The organism is Candidatus Lernaella stagnicola (assembly GCA_030765525.1).
Taxonomy (GTDB): Bacteria; Lernaellota; Lernaellaia; order Lernaellales; family Lernaellaceae; genus Lernaella; species Lernaella stagnicola.
In genome coordinates, this window is record JAVCCK010000022.1 from 21,808 (window position 1) to 35,101 (window position 13,294).

Sequence of the window (13,294 nt, forward strand, 5' to 3'; positions counted from 1 at the left end):
TATAACCGCTTCCGCTCAGCCTGTCATTCGGCGAGGTTTTTGGAAGGCCGTTTCGCGGCGCAACGGGCGAGTATCCATTTGACGAACTCGTCCACGCCCTGGCCCGTGCGGGCGGAGATGCGTATCACTTCCACGTGCGGATTGACCGCGCGGATGTTGCGCTCCATGAGGTCGACGTCGGCTCCCAAGGCGTCGGCGGCGTCGATCTTATTCACCAACGCCAGCGTCGCTTCCTGAAACAGCAACGGGTACTTGAGCGGCTTGTCCTCACCCTCGGCCACCGACAGCATCGCGATCTTGTCGTCCTCGCCCAGGTCTTCCTCGGCGGGACACACCAAGTTGCCGACGTTTTCAATTACGATGAACTCCAGCGCGTCCAAATCGAGCTTATCGAACGCCGACTTCGCCGACGGCTGCGCGATATGGCAACTGGTGATGCCTGTCACTAACGGTTCCACACGCACGCCGATATGCTCGAGACGGTCGGCGTCGTTCGTGGTCGCCGCATCGGCTTCGATCACCGCCAGACGCAGGTTTTCGCCGAGCGTCGGCAACGCGCACTCCAGCAGCGTGGTTTTGCCGGAGCCGGGCGAACTGATCAAATTGATGCAGTAAATCCCACGCTTCGCCAAATCGTCACGAATGCCCGCCGCGATGAGTTGATTTCTATTTCGCGGATCCTTTCCCACGGGAATGCTGGTCGTCATGTCTCCACCTCGATCGATGTGAGCAACAGTTCCTTGCCTTTGATCATCAATAACGGCCCCTGACACTCCGGACAAATCATGTAGGCCTCGTCGAGTTCAAACTCTTTGGCGCACGATTCACACTGCCCGACAATCCCCTGCAGCGTGACCTCCAAACGCGCGCCTTCCAAGGGCGTGTCGTAGGTTTGCATTTCGAAAAACATCTGCATCGCCTCGGGCACCATGCCTTGCGTGACGCCGATGGTTACGCACACGGCAATCACTTTGCCCGCGAGATCGTGTTCCTCTAACGAGGCGAGCGTCGAGTCGATAATGGACTGCGTGGTCGCCCCTTCGTGCATCTCAGCAAATCCTCGGCAAACCGGCCTCGAGCGGCATCTCCACGACCCGCCGCGTGCCAATACTCGTTTCCATCACAACACGACCGCGCCGCTTCGCGGCTTCCACGCGGCCGATCACCGCGGCTTCGGCGCCGGTCGGATGCCGCCGCAGCACTTCCAACGTCTGATCCACGGCTTCGGGCGCCACAAAGAGCAAGGCCTTGCCTTCGTTCGCCAGCGGCAGTGGGTCTAGGCCCAGGGTTTCGATAAACGCCGCAACCGCGGGCCGCACGGGTAGTTTTTCTTCCTCCAGCACGAATTGCAGACCGGTGTCTTGCGCGAATTCGTTGAGCGTGGCCGACACGCCGCCCCGGGTGGGATCGCGCAAAGCGTGCAAGTGCTCGCCGGCGATTTCCGCGGCCTGGGCGACCAACTCGTGCAGCGGCGCGCAATCACTGATGAGCTGACCGGCAAAGCCGAGATTCTCCCGCACGTTGAGAATGGCCGCGCCGTGGTCACCAATCGTCCCGCTGATGAGTATGGCGTCACCCTCGCGAATGAATTCGGGGCCGACGGGGCCGAAGGTACGCGGGCCGAAACCCGTCGTATTGATGAACAGACCGTCCACCGCGCCTTTTTCGATCACCTTCGTATCGCCGGTCACGACTTGCACGCCGCATTCGCGGCAGACGCGCCCGATCGATTCCATGACACGCCGCAATTCATCCAGCGGCAGGCCTTCTTCGATGATCAAACCAAGCGACAGATAGCGCGGCGTCGCGCCCATCATGGCAACGTCGTTGATCGTCCCGACGACGGCCAGCTTGCCGATATCCCCACCGGGAAAAAAACGCGGCGTGATCGTAAAGCTGTCCGTGGACACCACCACGGGCGGCGTGAGGTCCGTCAACACCGCCGCATCGAGCGTGACGGCGTGCCCCGGCTTACCGGTCAGCGCCGGGATAATCAATTCGTCGAGAAGATCTTGGGTCAACTTGCCGCCGAAGCCATGAGCCAGGCGGACGGTGTCAGTCATCAGGTTCCTCCGGATACAAGTAATGAGCGCGGCACGTCCCCTCGCCGCCGACCATACACGGCCCCTTCGGGTGGTCCGGCGCGCACTCGCCGCCGAACAGCGCGCAGTCTTCCGGCATGCGTCGGCCGACCATGATCAAATGGCATTGGCAGCCGGGCATCACGTCCTCGACGTCTGTCGCTTCGGCAACGCCGGTGGCCCCCAGGGCGTCGTACCGTTCGTAGGCCTCGCGCAAGTGCAAACCGGTGCCGGGCAATTCGCCGATACCGCGCCACGCGGCCGTTCCGATTTTGAAAACTTCAAAGAGCACTTCCTGCGCCCGCTGGTTTCCTTCCCGTCGCACCGCGCGGGCGTAGCAATTGGCGACGGTCAAGCGACCGCTTTTGACCTGCCGCACAATCGACAACATGGCTGCGAGAATTTCCGCCGGCTCGAAACCGGCGACGGCGGCGGCGCGGGAATATTTCTCGGGCAAAAATTGATAGGCGACCTGGCCTGTGATGACCGCCGCGTGGCCCGGCAGCAAGTAGCCGGCAATCACGCCGTCGTCGTTTTGCGCCAACGCTTCCACTGCGGCGGGCACCCAACGATGGCACGTATAGATGAAGAAATTCGCGGGCAATTCGCCCCGCAGCAACACTGCCACGGGCGCGGCGGTGGTCTCGAAACCAATGCTGAAAAAAATTACGCGCCGGCTGGGGTTTTCGCGGGCCAGCCTCACCGGTTCGCGCAAGTCGTAAACCACGCGCACATCCGCGCCCTCGCCCCTCGCATCAAACAGCGACCCCGTGCGAATCGGCGTGCGGACGATATCTCCGTAGGCGCACACGATAGGGCGTTCCGGCAGGCGGGCCAGTTCGATCGCCGTGGCAATCGCGGACGCCGGGGTGATGCACACGGGGCACCCGGGGCCGGCCACCAAGCGCACGTGTTCCGGCAGCAATTGGCGCAGCGCGTGCCGACGGATTTCGTGCTCGTGGGTACCGCAAACATGCATGATCGACATTGGGGGCAGCCCGGCCGCCTCCCCGCGTAACGCTTCGGTCAAGTCGCGGATCGTCTGCTTGTCGCGATAGGGATTAGCGCTCATCGAGTCGCGGATCCTCGGGGGACAGCGCATCGCCGGTATGCACGAATTCATCGTAAGCGGCCAGAATGTCGCGGGCGTCCTGCTCGAGCAACACGTCAATGGCCACACCGGCGTGAACGAGGACGTAATCGCCGATTTTCACTTCCGGGACCAGATCGAGCCCGACGTTGAGATTCGTGCCGCCGGCGTCCACGCTGCCGGTATGGGAAGCCTCATCGATGCTGATTATTTTCATAGGCTTGGCGAGGCACATGTTTTCCTCCAGGGGATTAACTCTACGTTTCCGTACCGGCCAGAACAAGACCGACTTGCCCCAACGCGATGGCGGTGTCGCCCGGCATGAGCTGAATCGGTTTCGTGTAGGCAAGGCCGTGCGCGCCGACGCGTTCGGCCAACAGACCATCGAGCAGCCGGTTGAAAAACACGCCGCCGGAGACCAGCACGTGCTTCGCGCCGGTTTCGTCGGCCAGCCGTTTCGCGGTTTCGGCGGCCGCTGCGGCGCACGCGACGTGAAACGCATAGGCCAGCCGCGGAGCATCACCCGCCGGCCGCGACGCAATATCCACAAACGCCGGGAAGTCCACAACCCGCGGCTCTTCCTCGCTGATCGCATACGGCCAGTCGCCGGATTGCACGTCGTAAGCGTTCGCCTCGGCCAATTGCTGAAGTTCGATCGCGCCCTGAGCCTCGAATTCGACTTCCGTTCGCACACCGAGTAACGCGGCCACGGCATCGAACCAACGCCCGACGGAGGTGGAGCGGCCGACCGCCAACTTTCTGGCGAGCCCGGTTTTGAACAATTCCACATCGCGAAGCTGAACGCCGCGGGATTCCAGCCAGGCGTTTATCGTCTCGTCATCAGCGCCGCGTTCGATAAGCGTCGCCAATGCTATCCGCCACGGTGCGCGCACGGCAACGTCGCCCCCCGGCAGAGGCAGCGGCGCCATGTGCGCCCGGCGCGCCAAGCCCGAAGCGACGGATCCGGAGAAGAATTCGCCGCCCCACGCCACGGCGTCGTCGCCATAACCGGTGCCGTCGAAGGCAAGTCCCACAATGGGCTCGTGAAATAAGCCGTGTTCCATTGCAACCGCCGCCACGTGAGCGCGGTGGTGTTGCACTTTGACCAAGCCGAGTCCGCGTTCGGCGGCGAGCCGCTCGGCAAGCGTCGTGGAAAAATAACCGGGATGCTTATCGCAAACCACGAGTTCCGGTTCGTAGCGGTCGACCAAGTCCTCGAGTGCGTCTTGGTTGTCGGGCGACGCCAGGTCGCCAATTTCCGGCAGGACCTCGGCGGTGTCGCCTGCCGCGTATACCGGTTGGCACTTTAAATCGCCTCCCAGGGCGATGACCGGTTTCGACAATTTTTCGGGCAAGCCTATTTTCATGGGGCGTAAAAGAAGGAACGCGGACCCTGACCGGGCCCGCCGTCCTTCGGTCCTTTTCTATGTCGTCGAGCTACTTCAGTTTCGACTTGAGAGTCGCCAACAGCGTATTGGGGTCGACAGGTTTCTGGAAGATCCCCGTAAGTCCCAAATCGGTATAAGCGACGTTTTGCGCCAGCGAATCGCCGACCGAGCTGAGCATGTAGATCGGCACTTCCGAATGCATGACTTTCAATTCCTTGACGAAGTTCTTGCCGGCGTCGACTTCTTCCATCATCAAGTCGACGATGACGAAATCGGGCGCTTCGGATTTAAACACTTTCAGGCCTTCTTCGGCACTCTGCGCCTCGGCCACAACATACCCGGCGTTTTCAATCACCGTGCGCAAAACCATAAGCACATCGGGATCGTCGTCAATGCACAGGATCACGTATTTACCGTCTTTCATCGCAAACCTCACCCATGTTTGGTGTTGCCGTCTGTTTCCTCTCCGACCTGGGCGTCCAGTTGTCCGCTAACCAGAACGGGAACTAAAAACTCGATTGCCGCCCGCAGATTCGCCGCAGCCTGGTCGGTCATTTGCTCGGTGAACATCGCAAACGAATAGCCGCGAATACCCAGCATGTATCCCGGCGTTTGCGAGTCAAAGAGCGAACGGGCCAAGCCGAGCAAACTGTCGGGCGTGACGCTATGCGTGGAAAAGCTGAGGTCTTCTTTCGGTTGTATGCGCCGAAAGCAATACGGCTCCGGCCCTTCCACCGCCGCGTCGGCGAAAATCACCGCGTCCGCGTGCGTCAACGCCTCGGCGTCTTCGACGCTAAGCTGGTAGTTCGACTCCACGGTGACGCCCGGCAGTGCGCGCTTCTCGATATCCGCCGCTAAAGCGGGACCCAGCCCGTCGTCCTCACGGACCGGGTTCCCGTAGCCTATCAGCAAAATCTTCTTGGCTGCGCCGGTCACTCTTTGAACTTGTGATCGACGAGATTCCCGTCGACGTCAAACATTTTGACTTCCAGCGGCATCTGGCCCATCGCGTGCGTTGCGCAAGACAAGCACGGGTCGTAGGCGCGAATCGCGACCTCGACACTGTTGAGCATGCCTTCGGTGATCTCCGGCACGCCGTCGATGTGGTCCGCGACAACCTTCTGCACAGCGCGGTTCATCGGCTCGTTGTTGTTCGTCGTCGAGACGATGAGATTGGCCATCACTACTTGGTCGTCTTCGTTGACCTTGTAGTGGTGGAAGAGCGTGCCGCGCGGCGCCTCGAGCAGGCCGACGGCTTCCGAACGCCGCTCACCCTTGACGACCAGGTCGGTGCCCTGCAGATCCTCGTCATGCAACAGCTCCTTGATCATCTCGATGGAGTGCAGCAACTCGATCATCCGCGCCCAGTGATAGGCCATCGTCACGTTGCAGGTCCGGCCCAACGCGGCCACGTATTCCTGACGTGCCGCTTCCGCTTCGGGCGTGTCGATGAACGTCGCCGTGTTCAAGCGCGCCAACGGCCCGACGCGGTACCAACCGTCTTCGGGGCCGATGCTCTTGATGAACGGGAACTTCATGTACGACCACGACTTCACTTCCTCGGCGATGTAGTCGAGGTAGCCCTGGTAATCCACGTCGTCGATGATCGTCTTGCCGTCTTTGTCGACCGCGCGAAGCACGCCGTGGTACAGGTCCATGGCTCCGTCTTCGCGCACCAAAGACATGTGGCTGGAATCGAAGCTGCCGAAGGGCGCCAGCTCGGCGATGCGATCTAACGTAATGTCCTTGGCGATCTTCACCGAGGCCCGCGACCATTCGATCATCTGATCGAGGTCGGCGAGCAACTCGTCGCGCTCTTGGATCGACAGATTCTTGTTAATCCCGCCCGGAATGGCGCCGGTACCGTGGATTTTCTTGCCGGCCGTGCGCAGGATAACTTCCTGGCCGTATTTTCGCATCATGACCGCCTGCACCGCGAGATCCGGGTGCTTGGCGATGATGCCGATGACGTTGCGGATCGCGGGGTCGGCATCGAAGCCGAAGAGCAGATCCGGCGAAGCCAGGTGGAAAAAGTGTAGCGCGTGCGACTGGAACATCTGGCCGTAATGCATCAAGCGACGCATTTTCTCGGCCGTCGGGGTCAGTTTCTCGCCGCCGACGATGATGTCCATCGCCTTGGCCGCCGCCAAGTGGTGGCTGACCGGGCAGATGCCGCAAAGACGCTGCACCAGCACGGGCACTTCCCAGTAGGGGCGACCCTGAACAAAGCGTTCGAAGCCGCGGAACTCGACGATGTGGAGGCGGGCCTGTTTGACCTTGTTATTCTCATCGAGATAGATCGAAACCTTGCCGTGGCCTTCCACGCGAGTTACCGGCTCGATAATCACGCGTTTGGTTCCCTTGGTTACTTCCATGATTTTACCGATCCTTTCTCGATCAGTCGTACTTGATCAAGCCGTATGCGAGGTCGAGCGGTTTGCCCTCGAGGAGGGCAACCAAGGCCTGCCAGATGGTGTCGGCCGGGGGCGGACAACCGGGCAGGTGGTAGTCGATTTTCACGACCTCGTGACACGGATAGACTTTGTCGAGCAACAGCGGGATTTCCACGTCGTTGGGGATGATCCCGTCGGGGTTGTAGACCGAGGGCCCACTCAAGTACGCCTCATCGAGGCATTCCCTGAGCGGCACCATATTCCTCATCGCCGGCAGGCCACCCGAGATGGCGCAGTCGCCGAGCGAAATCAGAATGTCGCAGTTTTTGCGGAAGTCCATCAGGACCCGCGCGTTCTCTTCGTTGGCTACGCCGCCCTCAATCAGGCCGACCAGGCAACGACCGGTGAATTCCTTGATATCGTCAATCGGCGATTTGTCGAAATCGACGAGCTCGACGAGTTTGAGGATCCGATCGTCGATGTCCAGGATCGACATGTGACAGCCAAAGCAGCCGGCCAACGATGCCGTGGCAACTTTCGGTTTTTCCATGATCACTCCTCATCAACTGTCGGCATCGGCCGACTGGCGTTTTACTTCTACGTCGTTCCCGATCGGCTTGGCGTCATAAAGGCGCTGCCCCACGGGGACCGTGTAACCGACGCGCTTGTGCAACAAGGCGCCGACCGGACATACGTCGATGGCCTTGTCGGTGCCGGCGGCGTCAGTCTTAACCAGATCCGCTTCGGCGTTGACGGCCACCTTTTTATGGTGCCCGCGGCCGATGAACTCGAACACGTTCTTACCGTCCAGTTCTTGCGACGCGCGGACGCAGCGACCGCACAGGATGCAACGATTGCGATCGATGAAGATATCCGGGTGCGTGGCGTCCAATTCGCGTTGCGGAAACATGAAGGGGAACTGCGGCGCGGTGATGCCAAAGCGATAGGCCAACGCCTGCAATTCGCAGTTACCGCTTTTCTCGCAGAACATGCAGAAGTGATTGCCTTCCACGAACAGCATATCGATGATCGCGCGGCGGATGTTCAGCACTTCCTCGGTATCGTTTTCGACAATCATGCCCGGGGCCGCAGGCTGGGTGCACGCGGCCATGGCCTTGCCGTTCACCTTCACCGAACAAACCCGGCAACTGCCGTGTACCTTCAAATCCGGGTGGTAACAAAGGCGGGGGATATATACGCCGGCCGCCTCGGCGGCTTCCAAGATCGTCTGTCCGGCTTTCGCCGTGATCTCGACGCCGTCAATGGTAATCGTAAAGGTTCCGCTCATCGTCTTCCCCCTAGCCGTCGTGGTGGACCGATTTACGGCCCTGAACGCTTTCGGCCAATTTCAACGCTTCGTCCAGGCTGAAAGTCGGTTGGAAACCGGTCTCTTCCTGGAGCAAGGCATCAAAGGCCGAACGGAAGTTATTAAGGGTGGTGAGCACGGGGTTCGGCGACGTTTGCCCCAAACCGCAACGGCTGGCTTTGATGATCGTATCGCCAAGGTTCTGCAGGTAGTCGACGTCCGACTTCTTGCCCTTGCCGGTGCGAATCTCATGCAGCTTCTGCCTCAACAAACGGTTGCCGACGCGACAGGGCGTACAGTAACCGCAGCTTTCGTGAATGAAGAAGTCCATGAAGGATTCGGCGATCTCCAGCACGTCACGCTCCGCACTGAACACCATGATCGAACCGCCGGTGGCCAAGTCGTCGAAGCAAAGACAGCGGTCGAAGTCGCCCTCGCCGATCAGTTGGCCGGACGGGCCGCCGATTTGCACGGCGTTGACGTCCTCGGCGCCGACGGTTTCGAGCAACTCGCGAACCGTGATGCCGAAAGGTAATTCGTACACGCCGGGACCCGAGCAATCGCCGGAGACCGACATCAACTTCGTGCCCGTCGTGCCGTGCGTGCCGATTTCGTTGAAGAACGCGGCGCCGCGCTCCATGATCCGCGAAACACAGCACAAGGTTTCCACGTTGTTCACGACTGTCGGATGTCCGAGGTAGCCCTTCTGCGCCGGGAACGGCGGCCGATTCTTGGGATCGCCGCGCGTGCCTTCGCAGGAACTGATCAGCGCCGTCTCTTCACCGCAGACATACGCGCCGGCCCCGAGTTGGATCCGCAGGTCAAAAGTGAAGCCCTGCTTGCCCATCACGTTTTCGCCCAAGTAGTTGTTGGCTCGGGCGTTATCCAGCATGTCATTCAGGAAGTCGTACAAGTAGGCGTATTCGGCCCGCAAGTAGACAACACCCTGCGTTGCGCCGCAGGCGTACCCGGCGATGATCATGCCTTCAAAAAGCATTTCGGCGCGCTCGGTAAGCAGCACGCGGTCTTTGAACGTGCCGGGCTCACCCTCATCGGCGTTGCAGAGGATGTACTTCTGGTCGCCCTCGGCGCCGCGGGTAAATTCCCACTTCAAGCCGGTCGGGAAACCGGCGCCGCCGCGGCCGCGTAAGCGCGCGTTCTTGATTTCCTTGATGACCTCGACCGGGCTCATCGACAGCGCCTTGTGCAAAGCCCTGCCCATTTCGAAGGGAGCGAAGATCACCTCGCCTTTGCGACGGATGTTGTTGTGCACCATGGCTTTAACCAATTCGTGCGCATTGTTACCGTCGCCCAAGCGCTTGATCAGCTTGTGCGGATCGCCGTCGTCGCGCAGGCCTTGGACGATTTCGCGAGCTTTGTCGCTGTTCAAGTATGTGATGATCACATCGTTGATCATCGCGGCCGGTGCCTGGTCGCTCATGCCGATGCACGGCGTCCACTCCAGCGAAATCTTGCCGTCCGGCGTTGTTTCGCCGAAATCGATGCCCAATTCCTCGCGAAAAGCGTCGGCGACTTTGTCGGCCCCTTGGTAGCGGTCCACAATGTCGTTACACAGTCGGATGACGATTTCCCCCCTCGGTTCACCGTAGTAGAAGGAGTAAAATGAAATCAGACTCGACACCTCGACCCGGGGCATGTTCAACTCTTTCGCGATCAGGTCGATTGCCTCGCTCGAAAGGTAGTCGTGTTCGGCCTGGACCAAACGGACTACGTCCATCAAGCGGGTGCGATCGTTCCCGACCTCACCACAGACTCTCTGGATAGTTGCTGCCAAACTCTCGTTCATCGATAACCTCACTGTTAAGAAACGTTCGTTCGGGGTTCAAATACGTGTATGTGAATGAGCACTCATTCATATTTTCCTCGTAGGCGAAACCATACCGGTTACGATATTACGCGTCAAGACTATTTTCGCATTATTATCCCGCTTTTGAGACCGGGGATCGGCAAGATTCCCATGGACATGCCCGACCGCGGCGGCGACGCGGTGATCGGCAATTTTGCTATACATTCCAAGACCTTCGGCAACCCCCAAGGTCTAATGCACAACGGTGACGCGGCCCCGAGCATCGCCAACGACAAATCAGAGCTGAACGCATAATAGCCATAATATAACGCTCACCCCCGCACATTGTTAAAGTAATGAGAAGTTCCTGTTTTTAAGTTATTTACAACTTCACAGCGACAGAAAGACCGTCCCGCAACGGCAGTACCACGGTTTCAAAATCCGTACTCTCCGCGAGCGCCTGGTTGAACGCCAAAACCCCCGCGGTGGCCGGGTCGAAGTCCTCGTCGACAACCTTGCCGTGCCAAAGCGCGTTGTCGGTGACGAAAAGACCGCCGGGGCGCAGCAATCTTCTGGCTACGGCGATCGAAGCCGGGTAGTCCTCCTTGTCAATGTCGTTAAATACGATGTCGTAGGGACCTTCCAGCCCCTCCGCCACGCCTAGCGCTTCGCCGATGTGAAAGCGAAGCTTGTCGGCCAAACCGGCGCGCTGAAAAAACGCCTCCGCATGTGCCCGGTTCTCAGGTTCGGTGTCGATGCACTCCACAACACCCCCGGCAGGCATCGCCAGCGCGAACCAGTAGGCGCTATATCCGTAACCGGAGCCCAATTCCAGCACGCGTTTTGCCCCGGCAAATCGAGTGACGGCAAATAAGAAGCGACCCACGTCGGGGCCGATGATAGGGAAGTCGCGCTCCGCGGCGATCGCTTCCATCTCGGTGAGAACCGCGTCGCGCGGCGCGCTGACGCTTTCGAGGTACTGTTCCAATTTCGGGTGGACGATAGGCAACATCGGGCCTGCTCCTTTTCGATTCTGAAAAACATAATAATCACCGACGCAAAGGTAAACTTGGCAGCGACACACAGGCGCGCTAGGTTATGAGCAAATGCGAGAGAGGCAGCGATGCGAACCCACGATCACGTGCTTGTTGTTGTCGATGTGCAGAACGATTTTTGCCCGGGCGGCGCTTTGGCCGTTCCTGAGGGCGACCGGGTCGTGCCGGTGGTCAATCGCTTGCTCGATCGATTCGAGTTGGTCGTTTTCACACAAGATTGGCATCCGGCGAATCACCGTTCCTTCGCCTCGACCCACCCGGGTCGCGAACCCTACGACGTTGTCCCGATGGCCTACGGCGAGCAGGTGTTATGGCCGGACCACTGCGTGCAGGGCCGCCAAGGCGCCGCTTTCCACCCGGAATTGCGCCTCGACTGCGCCAACTTGATCATCCGCAAGGGCACAACGCCGGAGATCGACTCCTATTCAACGTTTTTCGAAAATGACAAGCGGACGTCCACCGGCCTGGCGGGCTATCTGCGTGACCGCGGCGTTCGACACGTACTGCTCGCCGGGCTTGCCACCGATTTTTGCGTGTTGTGGTCGTCGCTCGATGCCCGACGGCTCGGCTTTGAGGTCACCGTGATCGAGGACGCGTGTCGCGGGATCGATTTGAACGGCTCGCTGGAAAACGCGTGGCGAGATATGGACGAGGCGGGCGTCAACCGCGTCACGTCGTCGCATTTGTAAAGGGACGGGACAACCGACGATGCCCTACCCGACTTCACCGCTGTTCACCGATCTGTATCAGCTAACGATGATGCAGGGCTATTTTCGGGAAGGAATGCACGAACGGTGGGCTTGTTTCGACCTATTTTTTCGCACCCTGCCCTTCGGCGGCGGTTTCGCGCTGACCGCGGGTTTGGCCGACGCGCTGGCCTTCCTACACGATCTCGCCTTTTCGCCGCCGGAAATCGGCTATTTGCGCTCGCTCGGCTTGTTTGATGAGCCTTTTCTGACCTACCTGGGCGACTTCCGTTTTGGCGGCACGGTTCACGCCGTGCCCGAGGGAACACCTGCTTTTCCTTACGAACCGTTGTTGCGTGTCGAGGGCGGGCTGGCCGAATGCCAACTCGTCGAGACTTCGCTGCTCAACACCATCAATTTCCAAACGTTGATCGCCACGAAAGCCGCCCGGGTGTGTCGGGCCGCCGGGGACGGAGCGGTGTTCGATTTCGGAATGCGGCGGGCACAAGGTCGCGACGGAGCCCTCAGCGCCAGTCGGGCGGCGTTCATCGGAGGGTGTTCCGGCTCTTCCAACGTCGAGGCCGGGCGGCATTTCGGCATTCCGGTACGCGGCACGCACGCTCACAGTTGGATCATGGCCTTCCCGGACGAACTTGCCGCTTTTCGCGCCTATGTCCGCCATTATCCGGACGGTGCGATTCTCCTCGTGGACACATACCACACGATGGAAAGCGGTATCCCCAACGCCATTACCGTAGCCCATGAAATGGAAACCGCCGGCCACAAGTTAATCGGCGTTCGTCTTGATTCGGGCGATTTAGCCAACCTCGCCAAGCAAACAAGAGCGATGTTGGACGCGGCCGGGCTCCATTACGTCAAGATCGTGGCGTCCAGCGATTTGGACGAACACCGGATCACCGCGCTGCGTAAAGCCGGAGCGCCCATCGACCTGTGGGGTGTCGGAACGCGGCTGGTCACGGCGCACGACGACCCGGCCCTGTCCGGCGTCTACAAATTGGCCTGTTTGACCGACCGGCGCGGTGTGTTGCGTCCGGTACACAAGGAATCCGACACGCCGGAAAAGGCGACGTTGCCGGGCATCAAACAGGTTTGGCGCGTCGCCGACAGCGAAGCACGTTTGCTGGGTGACTACGTCGAAATGGCGGAACACGAGCCGCGGTTGAACGCGCCGCTGGAAGTTTTCGATCGCCGAACCTTGAAGCCCGGCGATACATGGTCGACGACGAGCGCTCGACCGTTGCTCGAACTCGTTTTTCGGGACGGGGAAGCCCTCGAAACCGCGCCGCCGTTGGCAGATATCCGCGCCCGAGCCAAGGAAGAAATCGCCGGTTTACCTCTAGAAGTCCAGGAGTCGCACCCGACCTCCGCCTATCAAGTGGCACTTGGCAAACACCTGGTCGCGTTGCTTCACAGCACAAGAAAGGGCTAAACGCCGCCGCCTCCCTATTTGCATCCTTGTTTGCCGTG

General features: G+C 60.1%; 15 protein-coding genes. 2 read left to right on the forward strand and 13 right to left on the reverse strand.

Features of this window, described 5'->3' with window-relative positions; genetic code table 11:
- Window positions 1-23 precede the first annotated feature (23 nt).
- From hypB to P9L99_10460, 13 genes are all read right to left on the reverse strand, one after another.
- On the reverse strand, window positions 24-707 hold the full coding sequence (gene hypB / locus P9L99_10400) for a hydrogenase nickel incorporation protein HypB (protein MDP8223758.1): 684 nt from the start codon (window positions 705-707) through the stop codon (window positions 24-26).
- Window positions 704-1,048, reverse strand: coding sequence for a hydrogenase maturation nickel metallochaperone HypA (locus P9L99_10405; protein ID MDP8223759.1), 345 nt, complete (start codon window positions 1,046-1,048; stop codon window positions 704-706). The genes hypB and P9L99_10405 overlap by 4 nt, the downstream gene beginning before the upstream one ends.
- A 1-nt stretch (window position 1,049) precedes the next feature.
- Window positions 1,050-2,063 carry a hydrogenase expression/formation protein HypE gene (gene hypE, locus P9L99_10410; GenBank protein MDP8223760.1) on the reverse strand — a complete coding sequence of 338 codons (1,014 nt, stop codon included), beginning with the start codon at window positions 2,061-2,063 and terminating at the stop codon, window positions 1,050-1,052.
- On the reverse strand, window positions 2,056-3,153 hold the full coding sequence (hypD, locus tag P9L99_10415; protein MDP8223761.1) for a hydrogenase formation protein HypD: 1,098 nt from the start codon (window positions 3,151-3,153) through the stop codon (window positions 2,056-2,058). The genes hypE and hypD overlap by 8 nt, the downstream gene beginning before the upstream one ends.
- On the reverse strand, window positions 3,143-3,406 hold the full coding sequence (locus P9L99_10420) for a HypC/HybG/HupF family hydrogenase formation chaperone (GenBank protein ID MDP8223762.1): 264 nt from the start codon (window positions 3,404-3,406) through the stop codon (window positions 3,143-3,145). Before P9L99_10420 ends, hypD begins: the two co-directional genes overlap by 11 nt.
- Before the next feature lie 22 nt (window positions 3,407-3,428).
- Window positions 3,429-4,526: a hypothetical protein gene (locus P9L99_10425; protein MDP8223763.1), complete on the reverse strand. Its 1,098-nt coding sequence runs from the start codon at window positions 4,524-4,526 to the stop codon at window positions 3,429-3,431.
- An 82-nt stretch (window positions 4,527-4,608) separates the two neighbouring features.
- Window positions 4,609-4,983, reverse strand: a complete 375-nt coding sequence (locus P9L99_10430) for a response regulator (protein MDP8223764.1) — start codon at window positions 4,981-4,983, stop codon at window positions 4,609-4,611.
- A gap of 8 nt (window positions 4,984-4,991) precedes the next feature.
- Window positions 4,992-5,495 (reverse strand): hydrogenase maturation protease, encoded by a 504-nt coding sequence (locus P9L99_10435; protein MDP8223765.1) that lies wholly within the window; start codon window positions 5,493-5,495, stop codon window positions 4,992-4,994.
- Window positions 5,492-6,934, reverse strand: coding sequence for a Ni/Fe hydrogenase subunit alpha (locus tag P9L99_10440; GenBank protein MDP8223766.1), 1,443 nt, complete (start codon window positions 6,932-6,934; stop codon window positions 5,492-5,494). The genes P9L99_10435 and P9L99_10440 overlap by 4 nt, the downstream gene beginning before the upstream one ends.
- Window positions 6,935-6,956: 22 nt before the next feature.
- Window positions 6,957-7,502, reverse strand: a complete 546-nt coding sequence (locus tag P9L99_10445; GenBank protein ID MDP8223767.1) for a hypothetical protein — start codon at window positions 7,500-7,502, stop codon at window positions 6,957-6,959.
- A gap of 12 nt (window positions 7,503-7,514) precedes the next feature.
- Window positions 7,515-8,240, reverse strand: a complete 726-nt coding sequence (locus P9L99_10450; GenBank protein MDP8223768.1) for a 2Fe-2S iron-sulfur cluster-binding protein — start codon at window positions 8,238-8,240, stop codon at window positions 7,515-7,517.
- A gap of 10 nt (window positions 8,241-8,250) precedes the next feature.
- Window positions 8,251-10,065, reverse strand: coding sequence for an NAD(P)H-dependent oxidoreductase subunit E (locus tag P9L99_10455; protein MDP8223769.1), 1,815 nt, complete (start codon window positions 10,063-10,065; stop codon window positions 8,251-8,253).
- A gap of 382 nt (window positions 10,066-10,447) precedes the next feature.
- Complete coding sequence (locus P9L99_10460) at window positions 10,448-11,077, reverse strand: O-methyltransferase (GenBank protein ID MDP8223770.1); 630 nt, start codon at window positions 11,075-11,077, stop codon at window positions 10,448-10,450.
- A 111-nt stretch (window positions 11,078-11,188) separates the two neighbouring features.
- On the opposite strand from P9L99_10460, the gene pncA reads away from it, so the two are divergent.
- Window positions 11,189-11,809: a bifunctional nicotinamidase/pyrazinamidase gene (gene pncA / locus P9L99_10465; GenBank protein ID MDP8223771.1), complete on the forward strand. Its 621-nt coding sequence runs from the start codon at window positions 11,189-11,191 to the stop codon at window positions 11,807-11,809.
- Window positions 11,810-11,828: 19 nt separating this feature from the next.
- A complete protein-coding gene (locus P9L99_10470) occupies window positions 11,829-13,256 on the forward strand; it encodes a nicotinate phosphoribosyltransferase (GenBank protein MDP8223772.1) in 1,428 nt (475 codons plus the stop codon).
- Window positions 13,257-13,294: the final 38 nt, after the last annotated feature.